We start from the raw sequence: 18,862 nt of genomic DNA, 5'->3' as shown, positions 1-18,862 counted from the left end.
TCTTTGCTATTTCACGCTACATCCAGGAAATTAACGCAGGGCGTGATAGATTTCACCACGCACTTTCTCAGAAACCGCTCCGGTCCCCCCGACCAGGTCAACCTTGCGGACACTGGCACGATTCCGGGTAAGGAATTGGGTAGTAGGTTTAGTTAAGGTGTTCACCCTGGTCAACACCAAAGGCGCGCCGGTACGGGCAGTCAGAGACGCTGCCAGGGTCGCGTCGGGGAAGTCCTTGCCGGTAGCGACAGCGATGCGTCCCGGATTCGGCGGGAAGTAAGCCGAAGCGACCTTTTGCGCAGTTTCGTACCTGTCGGCACCCACCTGCTTCTCATCGAGATGCACCGACCGTTCGGCGGCTGTTACCGCCGGTCCACCTACTGCGACTACCTTCGCAGTCTTGGCTGAGTTCATCCACCCTTGACTGGTTCCATCCACAGTCCGGCGAGGAGTCAGCAGCACCACACCGGAATTTTTGATAGCGGCAGAGGATGCGCTCAAAGCATCCGGGAAGTCGACACCGGTTGCCAGGTACACGTCGGATTTATCCCGACCGCGTGCCGCCAACAGGTGATCAGCGACGACTCCCGCGGTTCGGTAACGGTCCTGACCGCCCAGGCGCTGCACCTGGAAGCCAGCATTTTGCAATTGGGATACCGCCCTGGCACTGATAGCACCGGAATTGCCCACCAGGATAACTTTCGTAAATCCGTGTCTGCGCAAAGTCTCCACAACTCGCTGCGGGACCCGTTTAGACGGGGTCATCAGGATTGGCGCGTTGTAGTTAGCCGCCAAGGGACCCGCGACCAAAGCGTCAGGATAGTCATCGTCGCGCACCAAAACCGCCGTATCTGACCACGGACGATTCACCTTGCCGGCATACTCACTATAAGCCGGCACAGCGTTCTGTTTCGATAAGCTGGGCGTAGCGAATCTCTCGCTAAAGTAATCCAGCACTTCCAGAGACGTACCAATCCGGTCACGTCCCCCATGACGTAACACTAAATCGTCATAGACCGCACCAGAATTACCTGCAGCGCTCGAACCGTAGCCGGGTTGTGGGTTTGGGGTGGGGGTGGGACCGGTGACGGTTTTCTCTTTTACCGTAAAGGTCACGTTACGGTAGAACGGGATGGCAACACCCGGCAAAGTAAGGCGAATCACAGCGGTATAAGTGCCGGGACGCGCGCTCGCTTTCAAGGTGACGACACCCGAGTCCGCGTCGAACTCAAATAAGTCCTCGTTGCCAGTCGGCACAGTATTAAGCAGTGTCAGTTCCGGTCTACCGCTGCCGGTGTAAACCGACGGGGCGGGGGTGCGGGTGCCTTCCGTGACATCCGGGACGTTAATTTCCGCAGTTTCAGGGGCAGCATGTACGGGGATTTTAACCGTCTTGGTGACCTGGTAAGGACAACTAGCCGGTCCCGGTTTGTTCTCAACCAGGTCTTCTGGTCGCATGTGACAGGCATCCTTATCCCACACGGTGATGGTGACCGGAACGTTACCCTGTTGCGCTTTCGCAAGGTCTACCGCAGTGGGAATCCACTTCAGTTTCACCTGGTTGTCAGTAGTCACCAGGTCCATGTTCCCAACCTTCGCCTTATTGCTCGAGTCAGAAGCGTCAGCTACCGGGTAATTCGGATCCCAGAGCTGGAACCAGTATTTGCCTGAACCTCCCACAGCCAGAACAGGCTTGGACGTTTGGAGATATTCCAGTCCCCCGACCGCCGGGCTCATCGGTTCCACACTCAACGCCAGGTCGTAGGGCGGGATGTAAATTGTGTGGGAAATAATCTGGGTCTGCCCGTTAGGCAGGATGACCTGGTAGGACAGCTGATGATTCCCGGCTGCCTGAGGGGTCGGGGTGCCTGTGACGGTAACCGAGCAGCTGCGCGGATCGGCGCTCCCTGTGCAGTTCAATCCGGTGACGGTGAGACCATCGATACTCTTGTCGGTAAAGCCGGCACTGTCAGAGGTGAACTTGCAATCGTTGCCGGCACAAGCGGTTCCGTTGGGGTTGAGTTTCTTAACCGTGATAGGTTTACTGGTGTTACCTACCATGTCAGCTGGGATTTTAGCCTCCACCAGCGTAGTTGGGTCCGGGTTCACCGGCTTACCAATCTTGACCTCCTTGGTGCCACCGTTTCCACTGTCGATAGTTACGCGGCGTTGGTCGGTGACGTTCACGCTAACCACAGCGGGTTTCGGAGCGTTGACTCCGTTGGGACCTACGTACCACACACAGAACCGCAGCGTTTGCCCCGCCGCCGCAATCGGAACTTGCTCGCCATTGACCAGGGAAATCGCCCCGTTAGATCCGAGCGTCAACCAGTTCGGCAGAGAACTCGCCGAGCAACCTTTTACCGTTCCCAGCGTATTGACCGGTTCTTTGGCGTGGAAGCCTTTTTGACTCGCAGCTCTGACTTGTTCGGGGGTCCAATTCGAGCTGCTGGGGTCAACCGTCGGGTTTTGCGGATCCTCTGCTACCAGTTGGGTAGAACCACTCAAGGAGGTTGCACCTACAGTCGTGTTAATAGTGAGGTCGTAGACCTGTGGAGGACGCTGGTCGGCAATATTCACCGTGATAGCGGCTTTCTTAGTGCGCGAGGTTGTGTCGGAGTCCGCGACCACGAAATTCCCTTCCGCGCTGCCGCCAGGAATCGGACTGCCATGGAGGTTGCCTTCTGAATCCAGCACCAGACCGGTAGTACCGATGGGGTAGCACACTATAGGCTTACCGTTGCTTGTTTGAGCAGAGACACCCGAGGGGCAAGGTACGGGAGAGACCCGGTTTCCATCCTTGTCCTCCACATAATAGGTGTACGGTGGTTTTCCTCCCGTAACGTCCAGCTTCATCTCAGGTAAATTCCCGCCATTAGCAGAGGTATTCACCGCAATTTTTTGTGTGCCATCCGCCTCGGTTTCTACATCAACGTCGGAGCCGGTAGCGGAGGGACCTTTAAACGCCATGTCGGTTTCAATCAACAAAGGCTTCGCTTGTTCGACGCTCTGGTGAGCGCCGTCCCGCGACGTAACTTTAACCGTGATGCTGCCGTCATAGGTTTGGGTCGGGGCGCCGGAAATCGTGACCTTTCCATTTTTGCAGGTGGCTTTCAGCCCAGACACCGCCGGGATAAGCTCACAATTTATATTAGCGTCAGCTGGTTCGTAAGTGCCAACTTCCACCTTTGCGGCGCAAGTCCCATTGTGAGGTTTCTCCGTGGTAGAGCCGTAGCAAATACCTTCCTTACCGTCGGGCAGCTTATTAGCGCTGCTGTCCAAGGCAAGGGTCAATTTCTGTTCAATCGTAATTGAGAAGGTCTTTTTGATTAACTGGTCGGAGCCGTCAATGACCAAGACCTGAGTGGTATGGACACCGGGTGCGGCATCTACGGGGATAGACCCGGAGAGTTTCCCGTTAGAGAGCATAAACAGACCCTGATGGTCAGCCATCAACGGATTGTTCCAGGCATTATCTGCAGGAATAGTCCCGCCCAAGCCGGGAATGGGGAAGCACTTCGGGCGAGTATCAGATTGAATCTTGCCCTGCGCTTTGCAATACACCGGGGTAATACCCTTGTACCCGGTATAGCTGGTTCCGCCATTGAACTTGGCTTTCGCGTCAGCATCCACAGCAGTCTGAATGGCAACATTTTCCTCAGCGAGGGAGGTACTGAAACTGCCGTCCCCGCCCTTGGCTTGGGCGTAATACACCGGATAGGGCGCGCCTTGCACCCCGATGGTATCCAGTTCCACCGTGGAGTCGGCACGATTAAACGGCGGACCAGCCCATTCCAGCTTTTGCACCACCGGAATGTTCACGGTGGCGCTTCGCACAATTCCGTGTCCATCTGTGACTTTCAGTTCGACCGCCAGGGACGTGGTTCCCCGCGGGATAGCATCAGTGCCCGCGGAGCTGAGCGTCAAGGTTTGCGCCTTCTGGCTTCCCATTGGCATCGCTGCATCACCAGAGTTTGCGGCGGTTATGGTCAGACCGTGTCCCGACACTTCTGAATTTGTTCCGTTGCGGTTGTACGCCGTGACCTTCACAATATCGTAGTTGGCGTTGTCTAAGGCGTAAGTGCCGTCCCAGGCGCTAGGGCTGTTCAGGAAAGCCTGTCCCGCCGATGTAGTCGGCGTAATGGTTCCACCCAGATAGTCGACTGTACCGACCGGAGAGTTATAGTTGGCTGCGCCTCGAATCATACCGACAGGAGTGCTGGTGTTTAGCTGGAGTGGGGAGGCAAACACGCGCAGCGGTATCGACTTTCTGGCGGTGAGGTTGGTCGGTTGCCGCTCCGAGTTCTGGGTGTTTGCCGTAATCGTGAGGGTAAAGAACGGTATCCCGATGACATTTTTGGCAGCATAGCCCACAATGGTGCAATCTGCTGGGTTGCTGCACGTGTAAGCCCCGGAGTTCTCAGTAACTGTTCCATTTTGGGAGATAACTTTGAAATTCTCGGGCAAGCCGGCAATCGTTACTGTCTTTAGTGGCGCTGCCGAAGCGTCGGTGGCAGGGTCGACCAGCCACGTCATCACCGGAATGCCCGGTTTAGTATTACTCCCCAAAGTGACTTTGGCGAAATCCAGACCTTGCCAAGCGTAGCGTTCCCGATTGCTCGCATTAAACTTCGGCAGACGGCTATCGTTGACCTTAATAGTGAACGGTTCAGTCTTGGCTAGACCGTTGTGGTCCGTGATTTTAACCTGGCAGGTCGTAGTTCCACCTTTGGTAAAAGCAGCTGCCAACACCTTGATTGTGGCTCCATCCACTCTCACGTTGTTGTTGCCTGGGTTACAACTCATTAGTTCGACCGTGTCAATCTTTCCAGATCCACCGGTCACCCCAATGCTGATATCGGCTGCTTGCCCGACCTCGACAGTGGCGCTGGTTACCGTAATAGCAGGCTTGCGCGTATCGGTCACGGTAAATGCAATCGTCTGAGGACCAATCTGGTCACCGCCAGCGTCATCCTGAAGAACCACATCGTATGACCCAAGGTCAAAAGTGCCGTCGTTGCCAGCTGCCAGGGGCTGTCCGGGTTTGAGAGTGCCGACAAGTTTCCCGTCCGGAGTCAAAGCCAGACCGGTATCGCCCAGTGGATAGTTCCCCTGCGAGTCAGGGGTACCGCCATGGATGGAGTACTTTCCTGTCGCAATAACTTGTCCGTTTTTCTTAATCTCCGGAGCGGACAGTACCTGGTTGCTGTCGTTCTTAACCGTGCCGTTTCCGTCCAGGCTAGTTGAGCTGGCTGCAGAGGGCATGTGGAACTGATTTTCCGGGTTGGAAAATGCCGAAGCCACCGTAATCATGAATGTTTGGGTTACCGCATCGCCACCAGGCGCGTTGGAAGCTACCGTCACGCTAATCTCCCGGTTCTTTACCGTCTCCGTCGGCGTACCGGAAATCACCCCAGTCTGAGGATTAATGGACAGCCCCGCGGGCAAGCCAGACGCCGAATAGGTAAACTTGGCTTTCTGGCACGCTCCAGACGCGTCCAGTCCATAACAGGTGTCACCCTTACCCTCCGTGGGAGTAAAGTCAGTAGTTTTACTGCCCACATACAAGTTGCCCATAGGCGGTGTTGGTCTGTTTGCGGTGAACTCGTCGTTCACCGGAATGGTAAGTGTCACCTCTTTGGTTGCTGGCGGATTGGTGGCAGAATCTTGCAAGGTGAAAGTGACCGTAAACGCTCCTGCGTTGCCGGAGGGCGTGCCTGTCAAGCAAATGTCCTTGCCACCAGCATTTGCCGCCAGTGCCATACCCTCGGGCAAGCCGTTCAGAGTTCCACTAATTCCATAAGGCTCGGTTCCCCCAGAAACTCCCAAGCAGCGCTGCTCATATGCCTTACCAATGGTGGCAGTGGGCATGGTGGTCTTGGCGACAGACAATCCCGCGCCGATGTGCAAGGTGCGGGTGAGAGTCCGCTCCACCCCGTCCGCATCCCTTACAGTAAACGTCACGGGGAAGTCGTTATTCCCAGCGGGTATTGTACCTTTCAGTACAATGTTGCCACTGTTATCAAGTTCCGCGGTAACGCCATTCGGCAACCCCTGCACGTCTAAGCCGTAGTTGCCAGCTCCGCCACTCACGGTCGCTACCGTGACGGGGCTGGTCAGTTGTCCCCCGGTCAGATTCTGGACTTTACTTTCCGTGACTGTCAGGTCAGAAGCCCGTACTTCCAGTGTCTTCACAATGGTGGCGGTCTTACCGTTTTCGGTCGTGGCAGTAATGGTGATGGGGTAGGTCCCCGATTCACCAGAAGCAATCTTATTGGGCGAAAGCGTGCCGGTGGCGGGGTTGAAGGTTACCCCCTGAGGCAGCCCCTCAACCTTCCATTTTGTAATCTTTGGACCGTAACCGGCTGCATCTTTAGGCAGGGGTGTCCAACCTTGGATACCTTGACCTTCCGTTCCAGTCAAGTCCCTGCTGGAGCCGTTCGTCAGACTGCTCAAGTCCGGGACACGGTTATCCTCAACGGTGTAAGTAATGGTGACCGACTCGCTGACATTACCGTTCGCATCCGTCACCTGCACACTAAACGTGCCATCCGCCCTTGTGACGTCGCCTGACTCGGGCGTTCCTGTAACGGTCAGTACATTATTGGTCAGCGTGAGACTCATCCACCTAGGTTTGCCCGAATCTGAGACGCTCCGGTATTGCCCGGAGCCGTCATTAACCGGTATGACCTGGTGCACAGCGGTGTCAACCTCGGCGTTTATCTTGGTCGCGCGCACCACTGGCTTTCGGGTATCCGCGATAGAAAACACCAGGTTGGATTTCTTGGTTTGCGCCGGGGAATCCGAATCGGTAACGCTCACCACTACAGCAGCGCTGGTACCGGGTTTCGGAGTGCCCACGAGCTGACCCGTGGACTTGTCCAAGAACAAACCCGTGTCCCCTAGGGCACAGTTACCGGACGCATCGGTGTTGTCGCAGGGCACGGTCAGATAAGTGTAAGGACCGACCCCACCATTAACCAAAGATGGAACGCCTCCACTATTACCGTCTTTTACGGCGTCCTTGTCCAAGCTAATACCCACAGTGGGCAGACCCGATTTAACGTTATCTTTCACACTGTCCCAGGCGGTATCGCTGATATTGCCAGGTTTACCACCATTGGTGGCTTGTTCCAGGGTCACTCCCCTGGGCAAAGCACCGGACGGCTTATCGGTGAATTTCAGGTCGGTGGATACCGGGATAAATACTTCCACCGTGACGGTCCGTCCTGCCGCCCCGGTCACGGAAATGTTCAGGGAGGATCCGGGCGACATCGTCTTGGACCACGTCCCAGTCAAACAGATGTCTCCAACGGTGTTGGATGTCTGGTTGCCATCACACCATTCAGCACGTAAATTCGGGGTTGAGCTAGCGGCTCCGGCGTTATAGGCCTCCAGACCTTCCACCCGCAGATTGCGGTAAGGCGTAGCACCGCCGGACACGGTGGCAATCTTAAGTTTTCCGTTCGCTGCGACCGGTTGATTCCTCTCGCCCTGGCACGGGTAATCGGTGCCGGACGTCGGCTTTACACACGGCGTAGTGAATTCTAGTGGCGGGTTTATAACCAGCATTTTCTCTACATCTGTGGGCAGTCCGGCGCGATGCTGCGCGCTATCAAGGACCTCCAGTTTGGAGAAATCAATAACTCCAGCCACAGTTGGGGTTCCGGTGATACGCCCGTCAGATTCCAGACACAGCCCCGAGTACTCATCGTTTGTGGTGTGCAAGGCCCATCCGGTGCAGCTGGACGGAGGTGTAGCTTTCCGGTGTTTAGAGCCAGCTTGGAAACTAAATCCGTAGCTGCCACTACCCCCTGCAGCGGTGAAACTGAATGTACTGCCGTCATTCCGGCGATATACCGCTTTAACGGCGGCACTGGGCAAGGTGTAGCTTCCAAATTTCAGCGGTGGATAAATCGCTGGGGCAAACGCCCGGTCAATGTTGACTGCAGCGTCGCCAGTTCCAGCACTCACTCGCAGAGTATAAGTTACCTTGTTCTGTAGCGCGTTCGCATCACACTGGAGTTTCGGTTTGCTCCCGTGGTTGTTCACGGTACAACCGTCAACAGGATGACCGTTCGGATCTAGAACTAGGTATTGCTTGGTGAGACCCCCTGCGCCGGTGGCGGGACTAAAGGTCCACTCATAAGGCTGTCCGGTGGTACCACCCGGCGCCAATCCTGGCTCGAATACCAGGGTGGAGGGCGAGACGGTCATTGTCGTGCTAAACTCAGCCGACCATTTGCCGTTCACCCCCAACGCTTTCAATGGAACCTGGTGTTCCCCAACATCGCCCTTAACCGGGGTGCCGGTGAGCGTCCCGTTCGGTTTCAGGGTGACCCCAACCAGTCCGGGCAGTTTTTGTGCCGTAGTGGGGCAATCAGCAGAGGTGTAGTTTGCGGGCACAAAGCACTTGATTTCGGGAGAATGCGCCGCGTCAACCACCCCGGACACCTTCGCTGTAGCAGGAACTGGAATGCCCTGTTCCAGACTAATCGCGACGTTATTATTTGTCTGCGGGATGCGCTGGTCCATCACGTGAACCCGCAAAATTACCTCAGCTTTCGCGCCGTTAGCGCCAGTGACAGACAGGGTGACGGAACCGCTATTGTCTGCTTTCGTCTCATGGGTTGCAGTTAAGGTGTAGGCTCCAGTGTCTTCATCAACTGTGAGAGCGACTCCCCTCGGCAGTACCGCGTCTGTGACTGTATATTTTTGGGGCGTGCCTGAGGGATCATTTACCGGTAAAGCCCCCGTAGCAGTTTCCCCTACGTTTACGGTGAGAGAAGCCCCCTCGACCACGCTGGGGCGTCGGTCATCGACTCGTTTCAGGTTTAAGCCGACGTTTACCGAGCATCCCTGTTGGCAAGAAACCGTATCAGCATCGGTCACCACCACCCGCAGCTGAGGGAAAGAGTCTTTGCCCATAGTTGCCCCCACCAGTTTGCCGTTGCTATCCAGCAACAGACCGGAAGGGTTACCATCCGCATTGGGAACCTGGTAGCGCCCCCCGGAAAGGGCGGCATTCTGCCAATCATCGTCTTCGCTGTACTTGTATTGCAGTTTGTAACTGTAGGGAGATACCCCACCAGTAATTCCGGCAGAACTCATGTCAAGCAGCGGCTCTCTGGAAGTGTAGGTATTTCCTCCCCGAGCTGTCGCGGACAGAACATCCTTTACCGCCTTGAAATCAGTCTTGATTCGCAGCGTGAAGTTGACGGACGTCGAGGATCGTTCCGCCGCGGTGCCGTCCTTGCCCCGTAGGTAAACCGTAACCGCCGACCCGTTTAGCGTGGTAGTTTCCACAGGCTTACCAGTGATTACACCATTGGCGTCCATGGTTAAACCAGCCGGTAAACCGGCTGCGCTGAAAGTATAATTCGCGAAGTTCCCGGTACCGCCCGACAGATATTTCTTAACGTCCTGCGGTCCGTAACTCAATCCTTTCGTACCATCGGGCAGTTCCATACTGGTTACGTTGGGGTCAGAGCTAGTATCAACTGTGATTTTTGGCAGCAGCGTCATCTTTAGCCAGCCCTCTGCCCCGGACAGGGTCGATAGGCCTTTGATCTGAGGCAGGTTGTATTTGGTTCCGTCGAGGGTACGACCAGCACTATCTGTGTATTTCACCTGCAGGTAATAGGTGGTGACTTGAGACACCTTGGGCTGGCCCGAACAGAGAATATATTTACCGTTGCCCGAAGTTTGGGTAGAACAGTTTATTCCGCCAATATCGGTGGTGTTTACCTTGTGATTCTCACCATCATAGATCCCCAGAATTTCAGCATTAGAGTAGGTATTGCGGGACAGCTCAGGACCACCACTGACCGTCAATTTATCGGTCGTGGGCTGCCCACCGGAAACCCAAATCACAATCGGGGTTCCGTTCGCGTTCTGGTACTCGCTACCACTAGAGCCGGTGGGCAACTGGGCGCGCTGCAAAATCAAGGGCGAGCCGGGGTGAATCTCAAACTTTTCAGCAGGGGTGACTCCACCATCCTCGTCGGTAGCTTTCACCCAAAAAACGGCGGATTTGCCCGCTTGAGTCGTGCCGGTGACTTGACCGGTAGCCGGGTCAAACCTTAACCCACTATCAACACTTCCATCCCGCAGACTAACCATTCTATCCGCTGCAGGCTCCAGAGCGACACTGCTGGCACCCGGTTCAGAATCAAATACCTGATAGGTGAAGTGCCGACCTTGCCAATCCGCATAGGGAGAAACCAAACCGGAATATGGCACTCCAATGGCAGGGAATTTTTCCAGCGGAGAGAATTTATTCATTTCCGAATCCGGAGTTCCCGATTCTATCTGCGGCTTTAGACGTGGAGCGACTTTCCAAGGAAGATATTGCACGATGGTATGATTCTTGCCGGAGCCGTCGGTAAAGTTGAACCTGACCCACAGCGAGTAAGTCCCAGATTTCTCCGGTACGCCTTGTAACGTACATCCGTTACTGCCTGCGGAAGTGTCCCGTTTTAAGTTGGAAGGCAGGGCATCTTGCCGCGTGGTGGCATCGATAGGTTCCTTTGAAATCACCTGGCACTCAGTGAGCTTGACTCCGCTGGAAGTGGCATCCGGAGCTTTCTGATAAATCGTGTAAGTTCCAGTTTCATTCACCTTCCCACTATTAATTCCCAGCCGAATAGGCTTGTACAGGAAACTTTGGGATGCCAACACCTGTAGTTCCGGATTTTTATCAATCTTCTGGGGAACCACGTCGACCCAGTATTCCTGAAATGTGTCACCCTTCAGTGGCGTGTTAAAAGTCAGCGACCCGGTGCCTTTTTCACCTGTTGCTTTAAAATTTATGGAATCGATAGGGCGTCCCGATCCGTCATCGTTCAACTTTCCGGTGTACAGACGCGCCACCAGTGGCGTGTTCAGCGGCAACCGGCTGTAATCCACAGTGACTGTATCCCCATAGAAAGATTGAGTGCCCGCATCCGGACCCGAATTGGTGCCGTGGGGGGTCAACTCCATTTGCAGGGGACGTAACAATACCCGGACGTTATTTGACCACGTCCCAGGCAGTCCGGTCCAACCACGATTTGCACTGCCGAGGGTGGACTCCAACGGGGTTTCCCAGCTGTCTACCGTGGTGGGGAACGGGCTCCAATAGCCCATGCGCATCGGCAATCGTTCGAGTCTGACGTTTCCCGGCTGACAGTCCCCTTTGAATACCTGGAACTTCATGTTCTTAACATCGACGTCTTGGTGAAAATTAATTTGCCAGTTGGGGGATTTCCCATCGTCGTTTGGCACCCCCGTAGTGGTGGCGCAGCGGGCTTCAACAGCACCGTTTTTATCTTTTATGGCTGCGACCACTACGTAATCAACGACTGGAGTATTAACCGGATAATCCTCGATGTTGGGACGCCCGACATAGGCGTTGCCACCTCCCCGATTCAGGGTTTGGTTCTCCCAACGCACGTAACCTTTCAAAGTTTTTTTCGCAGTAGCACTAGGCAAAGAAGGCTCAATATTTACCGCGCTACCGAGGTCCAGCTCATCCGCAGAGTTTGCGACTCTAATGAGACCGATATTCATCTGGGACACTTGGGTGGACTTACCGAATGGAGTATATCCCCACTGCATCATTTGGTTGAACTGGTAGTTGAAATCTTTGGGAGTGGAGTAGCCTTGTACGACCCCGCCGGTACGCTCCGAGAAAGTCAGTCGATACCCTGGAACCTGTTCGGGGTTAATCCACACCTGTAGGCGCTGAGCTTTGCCCTCACCGGGACGGAATTGCCCCAATTCTCCGTTGTAATCAACAAAGTCGCGCATTTTGATGGCGTAGTTCGAGGGTCTGCCAGTCTTGGAATCTGTGGAGGCATCTTTGGTAGTGGCTTTAAAAACAGGTGACCAAGCTCCGTTATTAGCCTGGTAGCGAGCATACACATTGATTCCGGCAACGAGTTTCTCACCCGGGTCATCATTCGCACCGGCGCGCTCCCCGGAGCGATAGGTGACGACTTTCCCGGTCACCACCCAGTTATCTTGAGGGGAGGCATCGGATTTAATCGGTTCACGTTTTCCGTCGGTAATCCAAGCTGGTAGGTCAATAGCACCGGGATAAGCGGCACGGTCCTCCGCTATAGCCGTGGTAGGCAAAGCCAGTCCCATCAGGGTCAAAGCCAGCGCTGTCCCCGCCACGGTCATACGACGTAGAATACCCAAATCTCTTGCTCCCTCTTAACTTAATTAACGATGCAGAATCCACACTATCCGATTAATATCGGCAGGTTGGAACAATTTCTGAGGGAAAACCCGAACATCAGGAGGCTGACGGAATCTATTCAAAATCGACTATTACCGGAGCATGGTCGGAGGGTTGTTCCCCATCACGTTCGGCTGTGTCAATATATGCGCCCGTCACTCGAGAAGCCAGACGGGGGGTAGCCAAGGCAAAGTCGATTTTCATGCCCTGGTTACGCCGCCAACGGGCGCGTTGGTAATCCCAATAGGTCCAACCGGGGGCAAATTTCCGCGTGATTTCAGTCAGGTTTCCCGGTAGACCCTCGATAAGGTCATCGTGGAGGGTGACCGCATCGGCGACCGTGTCGGGGTCGAGGAGCTTGGCGAACACTTGCCGTTCCGGTTCGGAAACATGGGTCGCCCCGGCAAAGTCCGCCATGTCCCACACGTCCTCGTCACGGGGAGCCACGTTGAAGTCTCCCAGGTATAGACCCAAACTTTCCGGATCTGTATCCAGAGTACGAATCACGTGGGAACGCAGAGAATCGAGCCATTTCAGCTTGTATTGGTAGTGAAGATGACCGACTTCGCGGCCATTGGGGACATAGAGGGACCAGCACTCCACCCCGGCCACACGTACCCCCAACACTCGTGGTTCCAGCTGGGGCGGTTTGGGCGGGACGGAAAAGTACGGTTGGTCGATAGAGCCGTAAAACTCAGTGCCCAGCAGGTGGGCGCTAATCCCTTGGCGTGCCGCCACTGCTACCCCATTCCACTGATTCAGACCGTTGACAAACACCTGGTAGCCAGCAGTTTCAAAAGCCAGGGTGGGGAACTGATCGTTACGGCACTTGATTTCTTGCATCGCCAGAACGTCAATGTTTTCACGTTCCAGGAACGCCGTCACTCGATTCACTCGAGTGCGAATCGAATTCACGTTCCAAGTCGCAATACGCACCGTAACCTCCCTACAAATCAGCGTTTCCCAGTCTATCGAATTCCCGTTTTTCCTGGGCAAGGATGACTGAATTCGGGCAGCCTTTGCGAGAGCTTAAACGCGCGCCAACTATCAATCGTGGACGACTCGCCCCGTGAGGTTACACTCGCGCGATGATGTCAGCAATCGAGTCCACGACTTCGTTAGGTCGATATGAAAAATCAGTGATGTGTTCACGATGCGTGGAGCCGGTCAGCACCAGGAACGTATGCAAGCCAGACTCTACCCCTGCCAGCATATCCGTCTCCATCCGGTCACCAATCATGGCGGTTTCTTCGGAGTGCGCGCCAATCTTGTTTAAGCCGGTGCGGAACATAACCGGGTTGGGTTTGCCAATGAAGTACGGATTCTTGCCGGTGGCAGCCGTAATCATGGCGGCAACTGCGCCGGTGGCAGGAATGGGACCGTCCTTCGTGGGACCGGTCTTGTCAGGATTTGTGGCGATAAACTTGGCGCCCTTGCTGATGAGCTGCACCGCGGTTGCAATCTGATCAAAAGAGTAGGAACGCGTCTCACCCAACACCACATATTCCGGATTTGTGGAGGTCATGACATAGCCAGCCTGGTACAGGGCGGTGGTTAAACCGGCTTCGCCCACCACATAGGCGCTAGATTTCGGGGACTGGGTTTTCAGGAAAGAGGCGGTCGCCAACGCGGAAGTCCAGATACGTTCTTCGGGAACCTCCAGCCCGGAGGCCTCTAAGCGCGCGGAGAGGTCACGAGGGGTAAAGACGGAGTTATTGGTCAACACCAGGTATTCCCTACCCTTGTCCCGCAGGGCTTGCAGGAACTCCGCTGCCCCCGGAATCGCTTTAGTTTCGTGTACCAATACGCCGTCCATGTCGGTGAGCCAGTACTTGATAGGTTTCATAACTGGAGTGATTTCCTTTTCCCGTTCCTCTTTCGTGCCGAAAGTCGCGTCCATCATCGCTTCAAGTTTGTCAGCTGTGTGGCTTTTCAATGTGTTTCCCTCATATTCCTTCGGTCCCCAGAATCTGGGGTGACGACAGAATCCAAACGCCGCAACACCGGCAAAGACTACCGGACGCACCGGCTTTGGCAACTCAAACGTTCACTAATAAGGTTATGCAATAGATGAATTTATTGCAATGATTGGGTGATTTTTTGTGGTGAAATGGGCGCTGATTACGGGAGCTTCCAGCGGTTTAGGCGAAGAGTTTGCTTGGCAGTTGGCTGCCGAACCGCTCAACGTCGTGCTGGTCGCCAGACGTCAAGAATGTTTGCAGGCTTTGGCGCAGCGGATTCACGCCACTTTGGGCGTTGAAACGGAGGTCTTGGCTCAAGATTTGTCCACCAAGACCGGTCAGGACGCGGTCATTCGTCGTCTCCGTGATGATTCCCGCCCGATTGCGGTGCTGGTCAACAACGCGGGTTTTGGCCTGGGACAAAACTTTGTGGGCGGTCAGTGGGAACGCGAGGACAATGCTCTAGAGGTAATGGTGCGGGCATTGTGTCGACTGACGTTTGAGGGCACCCGAGCAATGAGGTTGCGAACTCATCGCCACAAACCTGGAAAAGTGGAACGTCTGTTACAAATGTTAATCGGGCGACCCGCGATTGGAAAAGTCTCTGGAGGCGGAGCAATTATCAACGTCTCGTCCGCCACGGCATACACCGCTATGGGCACCTACGCGGCGATAAAGACGTGGGTACGTTTCTTTAGCGAGTCAGTTTCCACTGAACTGCGCGGCACCGGCGTATCCGTTACCGCCCTGGCACCCGGTCTAATGAAAACTGAGTTTCACCAATCAGCCCAGATGAACGCCTCAGTCTGGCCTGAATACGGATTCATCAGTCCCGAAGCGGTCGTCACCGCTGCCATCGAAGCAGCCCGCCGTCGCCGCGTCCTGGTCACCCCGACCGTTCGGTACAAAATTGCGATGGCAGGCGCACGCCTAGCTCCCCGCTGGCTGATACGTACCCTGTTCAACTCCCGCCTGTTCTCCCGGGCACTCTGAGTGCCGCAATTTTAGAGTGTTTAGTCTTTTGACCAAGCCAGCTTACGCAACCTTTGTACGCTGAAATTCGCGACGTCCTCTGGTTCACAGATATTGCGTCCTTGCGCAAAGACACATACGCGGTCAGAGACTTCAAGGATTTCTTCTTCTTCCGAAGAAACTACAACCACGGCTACCTGCTCTTGATGCGCCATATCCTTAAATATGCGGTGGATCTCTCCTTTGGCGCCAATGTCTACACCTTTAGTGGGCTCATCAAGCATCAGTAGCTTCGGATTTAACGCAATAGCTCGTCCCAACAAAACTTTCTGTTGGTTTCCGCCCGAGAGGCTGACCACAGGCCCCTGAAGATTACCTCGAATTTGGAGCCTAGCGAGTATCTTCTGCATCGTAGAATCCATTTTTTTCAAACTTAACCAAGTAAGTTTGCTAAATTTTTTCGTAACAGGTAATGAGGTATTTACTATTGGCGATAGTTGCGGAACTATACCGTCCATTTTTCTTTCTTCAGTAACATAGACCAAACCTGCTTTTAATGAGTCAACAGGTTTATATCCTTTAAAAGATTTACCTTGAACAGAAATACTTCCGCTTTCGATTGGATGCAATGTGCCCAGCGCGCGGAGGAATTCTGTTCTCCCCGAACCAATTAGACCATAAATACCAAGCACTTCTCCAGGATAGATATCAAGATTAACGCCTTTTAATGCTGCAGAACGAAGATTCCTCACCTGTACTAACGGCTCACCGCGCCCCTGTACTTTCGACGTTTCTGAAGTGGGCACAGATACGGCATCTCTCTTTGGCTCTGAATCAAGAAGACTCGATACGTCTTCCCCGGCAATAGCCACCACCACGTCTTCATGAGAAACTTCATTTACATTACCATCAATGCGAACTTTTCCGTCAACTAAAGCAACAATTCTGTCACAAATCCGATATAACTCATCAAGCTTATGGTCGACGATTAGTACACCGATATTGGACGTTTCTGCCAGGTTTTTAATGTATTTCAAAAGCGAATCAACCTGTTCGCCTTCCAGAGAGGTCGTTGGCTCGTCCAAAAGTAAGTATTTGATATTTTTAGACGTAGCAACAGCAATCTCCAAAAGCTGGCGAGTTGCCACAGCATAATGCCCCAGGGGCGCATCAACGTTTACGTCGATGCCGAAACTCTTTACCAGCTCTTTTGCCTGGTTGCGCATTTCCTCCTTTTTTAGTCCTTTCCAATCAGACTTTTCTCTTCCCAAAAACACATTTTGCGCAACCGTCAGATTCGGCAACAGTGACAGCTCTTGGTAGACGGTTCCCACGCCCTTAGCTAGGGCATCTGCTGGTGAAGCAAAGTTAACTTCTGTACCGTCAATCAGCACTTCTCCGCCATCTGCACCGTGAGCCCCCGAAAGGACTTTCAACAGGGTAGATTTGCCGGCGCCATTGTGACCCACTAAGCCGACAATTTCACCGGGGTGAATTTTGATAGAGACGCCTGCGAGAGCAGGCACCGAAGAATAATATTTCGCAATATTTCTTGCTTCAAATACTTCCATCATCGCAGGCGTCTCCTTCCTTCTCGATGAAGGTTTACTGATTGGTTATTAATTAGCCGACTTCGCCGGGAGCGGGTGTTTGACCCTTAGTGAACAGTTTCAGGGGTCGAAGAATGTTATCTTCCACCTTATCTCCACCTATATAAGTCTTAATCTGCTGTACGGTACGACGACCATAGTCTTCTGGTTCCTGTGCTACACAGGCGGGATAGGCGTCGTTTGTCTGCATTTCCGAGGCGCAAAAACCGTAAACCTTAATATCCTTCCCCGAGGCTTTAACCGCCTCCACGGCACCTTGTGCAGCGGGACCAGTAGATGCAAAGATTACGCTGATTCCAGGGTGCCCCTGCAACATCTCAGAAGTCACATTTAACGCGTCTGTGAGCTTAACATTGCCATCGACTTCAGCTACCACCTTGGCATTGGGATTCTTTGCAATAGCCTTCTTGAAACCTTCGTCACGTTCTACCACTACAACCTCATCAGGTTCGGTGACAAAACCAATTTCCATTGCAGTGTCAGCACCCAGGTCTTTCATAATCTGCTCAGCCATCTGAGCCCCACCAGCTGCGTTATCAGCTCCTAGGTATTGAACTACCGATGCACCTTGTGCTTTCAAAGCATCGGGATCAGCCGAGATATTGACGGTAAACACCGGGACACCCTTGTCGTTTGCGGCCTTGACAATAGCAGCTGCAGGTTCAGATTTAACCGGGTTCAATGCCAAGGCACAGGGATTCTTACCCAGCATAGCCTGGGCTTGAGCCAGCTGATTGGCATCGTCATCATTAGCAATTTGAACTTCGACTTTGAATCCATTCTTGGAGCCTTCGTCTTCAAAGCCTTCCTTCATGGCTACATAGTAGGGATTCGTCTGGTTGGGCAATAGTACAGCCAAATAGGGATTGTCTCCCTTACAGGCTTCCGGAATGGATGCTGCCCCATTATCCTTTCCAGAACTTCCGGAAGTCCCGGTATCCAGCGCATTGCCGCAGGCGGATAGGGCGAAGGCAGCAAGCGCACCCGCGCCTATGGTTGCCAGAATTTTTTTCATTTCTATCCTTCTTTCAGTGAGGGTTGTATTTTTTGATCATCTTTTACACTCGTTGAGTGTCCAAGCGTTTCGTCTCCTTGCGTAGGAGAATCTGAATCAATTGCAGAGTCAGTAGTTTTCGTAAAATGCTGAAGCAAACGGCGCATCGAAAAGCCCTTGCGATTTGTATCAATGAGCACACCAATCAAGATAATTACGCCAATGACCAGAGGTTGCCAATAGGAAGATACGCCTATGACATTCATACCGTTTGAGACCTCGGCAATGAGCAGCGCCCCCAGAAAAGCGCCAGGAATTGAGCCAATCCCACCAAATAGTGAAACCCCGCCAACCACAGCTGATGCGATTGAATAGAACTGTTCAGTTCCAGAACCTGCTGTGGGATATCCCACCATCAGCCGCGAAGCGGTGATAATGCCACCACAGGCTGCGGTCACACCGGAAATTACGTAAACCAGGACTGTAATCTTGGCAACGTTGATACCAGCCAATCGAGATGTTGCCGGATTACCGCCAACTGCATAGATGTGTACCCCAGTGGCGCTGTGTCGAAGGAATAATGCACAAAGGACAGCTGCAATTAAGACCATAACTACAGGTATCGGGATTCCGAATAGACTCCCGCGACCGAAAATCGCAAACATGGGATCCGAAACAGTAACAGATTTCGCATCCGTGAGAATCTTTGGAATCGATGCCGAAATGCCAAAAGTCGCGAAAGTGACGATAAAAGGCGGCATCTTGCCCCAATACACCATTGCCCCGTTGAACAGTCCCACGACAACACCCACAAGTAAGGCGATGAGAGCTGCTGCCCACCAAGGAACACCGGATTGCATCGTTAATGCAGCAATCACTCCGGTCAAAGCGATGTTGGACCCCACAGATAGGTCGATACCACCTGTTAGCAGTACAAAAGTCTGGCCCAAGGCCAAAAACAACACCACAGAGCCATTGAGAAATAGTACTTCAAGGTTATCTAAGGTGCGAAAAGCTGGGGAGATAACACCCATGATGATACCTACAGCCAGGACCACTCCGGCAACTCCCAGCTCTTGCGGTAGACGAAAATCTTTCATCT

At 53.6% G+C, this 18,862-nt stretch carries 7 protein-coding genes; 1 reads left to right on the top strand and 6 read right to left on the bottom strand.

The annotated features are described in order from the left end of the window. Window positions 1-30: 30 nt before the first annotated feature. The 3 genes from HMPREF0576_RS08640 to HMPREF0576_RS08630 all read right to left on the bottom strand — a co-directional run bounded on the left by HMPREF0576_RS08640 (window position 31) and on the right by HMPREF0576_RS08630 (window position 14,126). Entirely contained in the window at window positions 31-12,183 is a 12,153-nt protein-coding gene (locus HMPREF0576_RS08640) for a putative Ig domain-containing protein (RefSeq protein WP_245527398.1), read from the bottom strand. 115 nt (window positions 12,184-12,298) lie between these two features. After that, the gene (locus tag HMPREF0576_RS08635) at window positions 12,299-13,159 is read right to left on the bottom strand and encodes an exodeoxyribonuclease III (protein ID WP_004011507.1); all 861 of its coding nucleotides are present in this window, start codon (window positions 13,157-13,159) and stop codon (window positions 12,299-12,301) included. Window positions 13,160-13,298: 139 nt separating this feature from the next. Next, window positions 13,299-14,126 (bottom strand): HAD-IIA family hydrolase, encoded by an 828-nt coding sequence (locus HMPREF0576_RS08630; RefSeq protein WP_013188812.1) that lies wholly within the window; start codon window positions 14,124-14,126, stop codon window positions 13,299-13,301. Window positions 14,127-14,325: 199 nt separating this feature from the next. Here HMPREF0576_RS08630 and HMPREF0576_RS08625 point away from each other — a divergent pair, with 199 nt between their 5' ends. Further along, window positions 14,326-15,177, top strand: coding sequence for an SDR family NAD(P)-dependent oxidoreductase (locus HMPREF0576_RS08625; RefSeq protein ID WP_004011506.1), 852 nt, complete (start codon window positions 14,326-14,328; stop codon window positions 15,175-15,177). Between the two features lie 20 nt (window positions 15,178-15,197). On the opposite strand, the gene HMPREF0576_RS08620 is transcribed toward HMPREF0576_RS08625, so the two are convergent. The 3 genes from HMPREF0576_RS08620 to HMPREF0576_RS08610 are packed head-to-tail and all read right to left on the bottom strand — an operon-like array spanning window position 15,198 to window position 18,860. Next, window positions 15,198-16,730 carry a sugar ABC transporter ATP-binding protein gene (locus HMPREF0576_RS08620; RefSeq protein ID WP_004007979.1) on the bottom strand — a complete coding sequence of 511 codons (1,533 nt, stop codon included), beginning with the start codon at window positions 16,728-16,730 and terminating at the stop codon, window positions 15,198-15,200. A gap of 49 nt (window positions 16,731-16,779) precedes the next feature. After that, window positions 16,780-17,781, bottom strand: coding sequence for a substrate-binding domain-containing protein (locus HMPREF0576_RS08615; protein WP_004011505.1), 1,002 nt, complete (start codon window positions 17,779-17,781; stop codon window positions 16,780-16,782). Window positions 17,782-17,783: 2 nt separating this feature from the next. After that, entirely contained in the window at window positions 17,784-18,860 is a 1,077-nt protein-coding gene (locus HMPREF0576_RS08610; RefSeq protein WP_004007977.1) for an ABC transporter permease, read from the bottom strand. Window positions 18,861-18,862: the final 2 nt, after the last annotated feature.

This window comes from Mobiluncus holmesii ATCC 35242 (assembly GCF_000185445.1).
In the GTDB taxonomy this organism is placed as follows: Bacteria; Actinomycetota; Actinomycetes; order Actinomycetales; family Actinomycetaceae; genus Mobiluncus; species Mobiluncus curtisii.
This window is presented reverse-complemented; position numbering and strand designations above follow the sequence as displayed.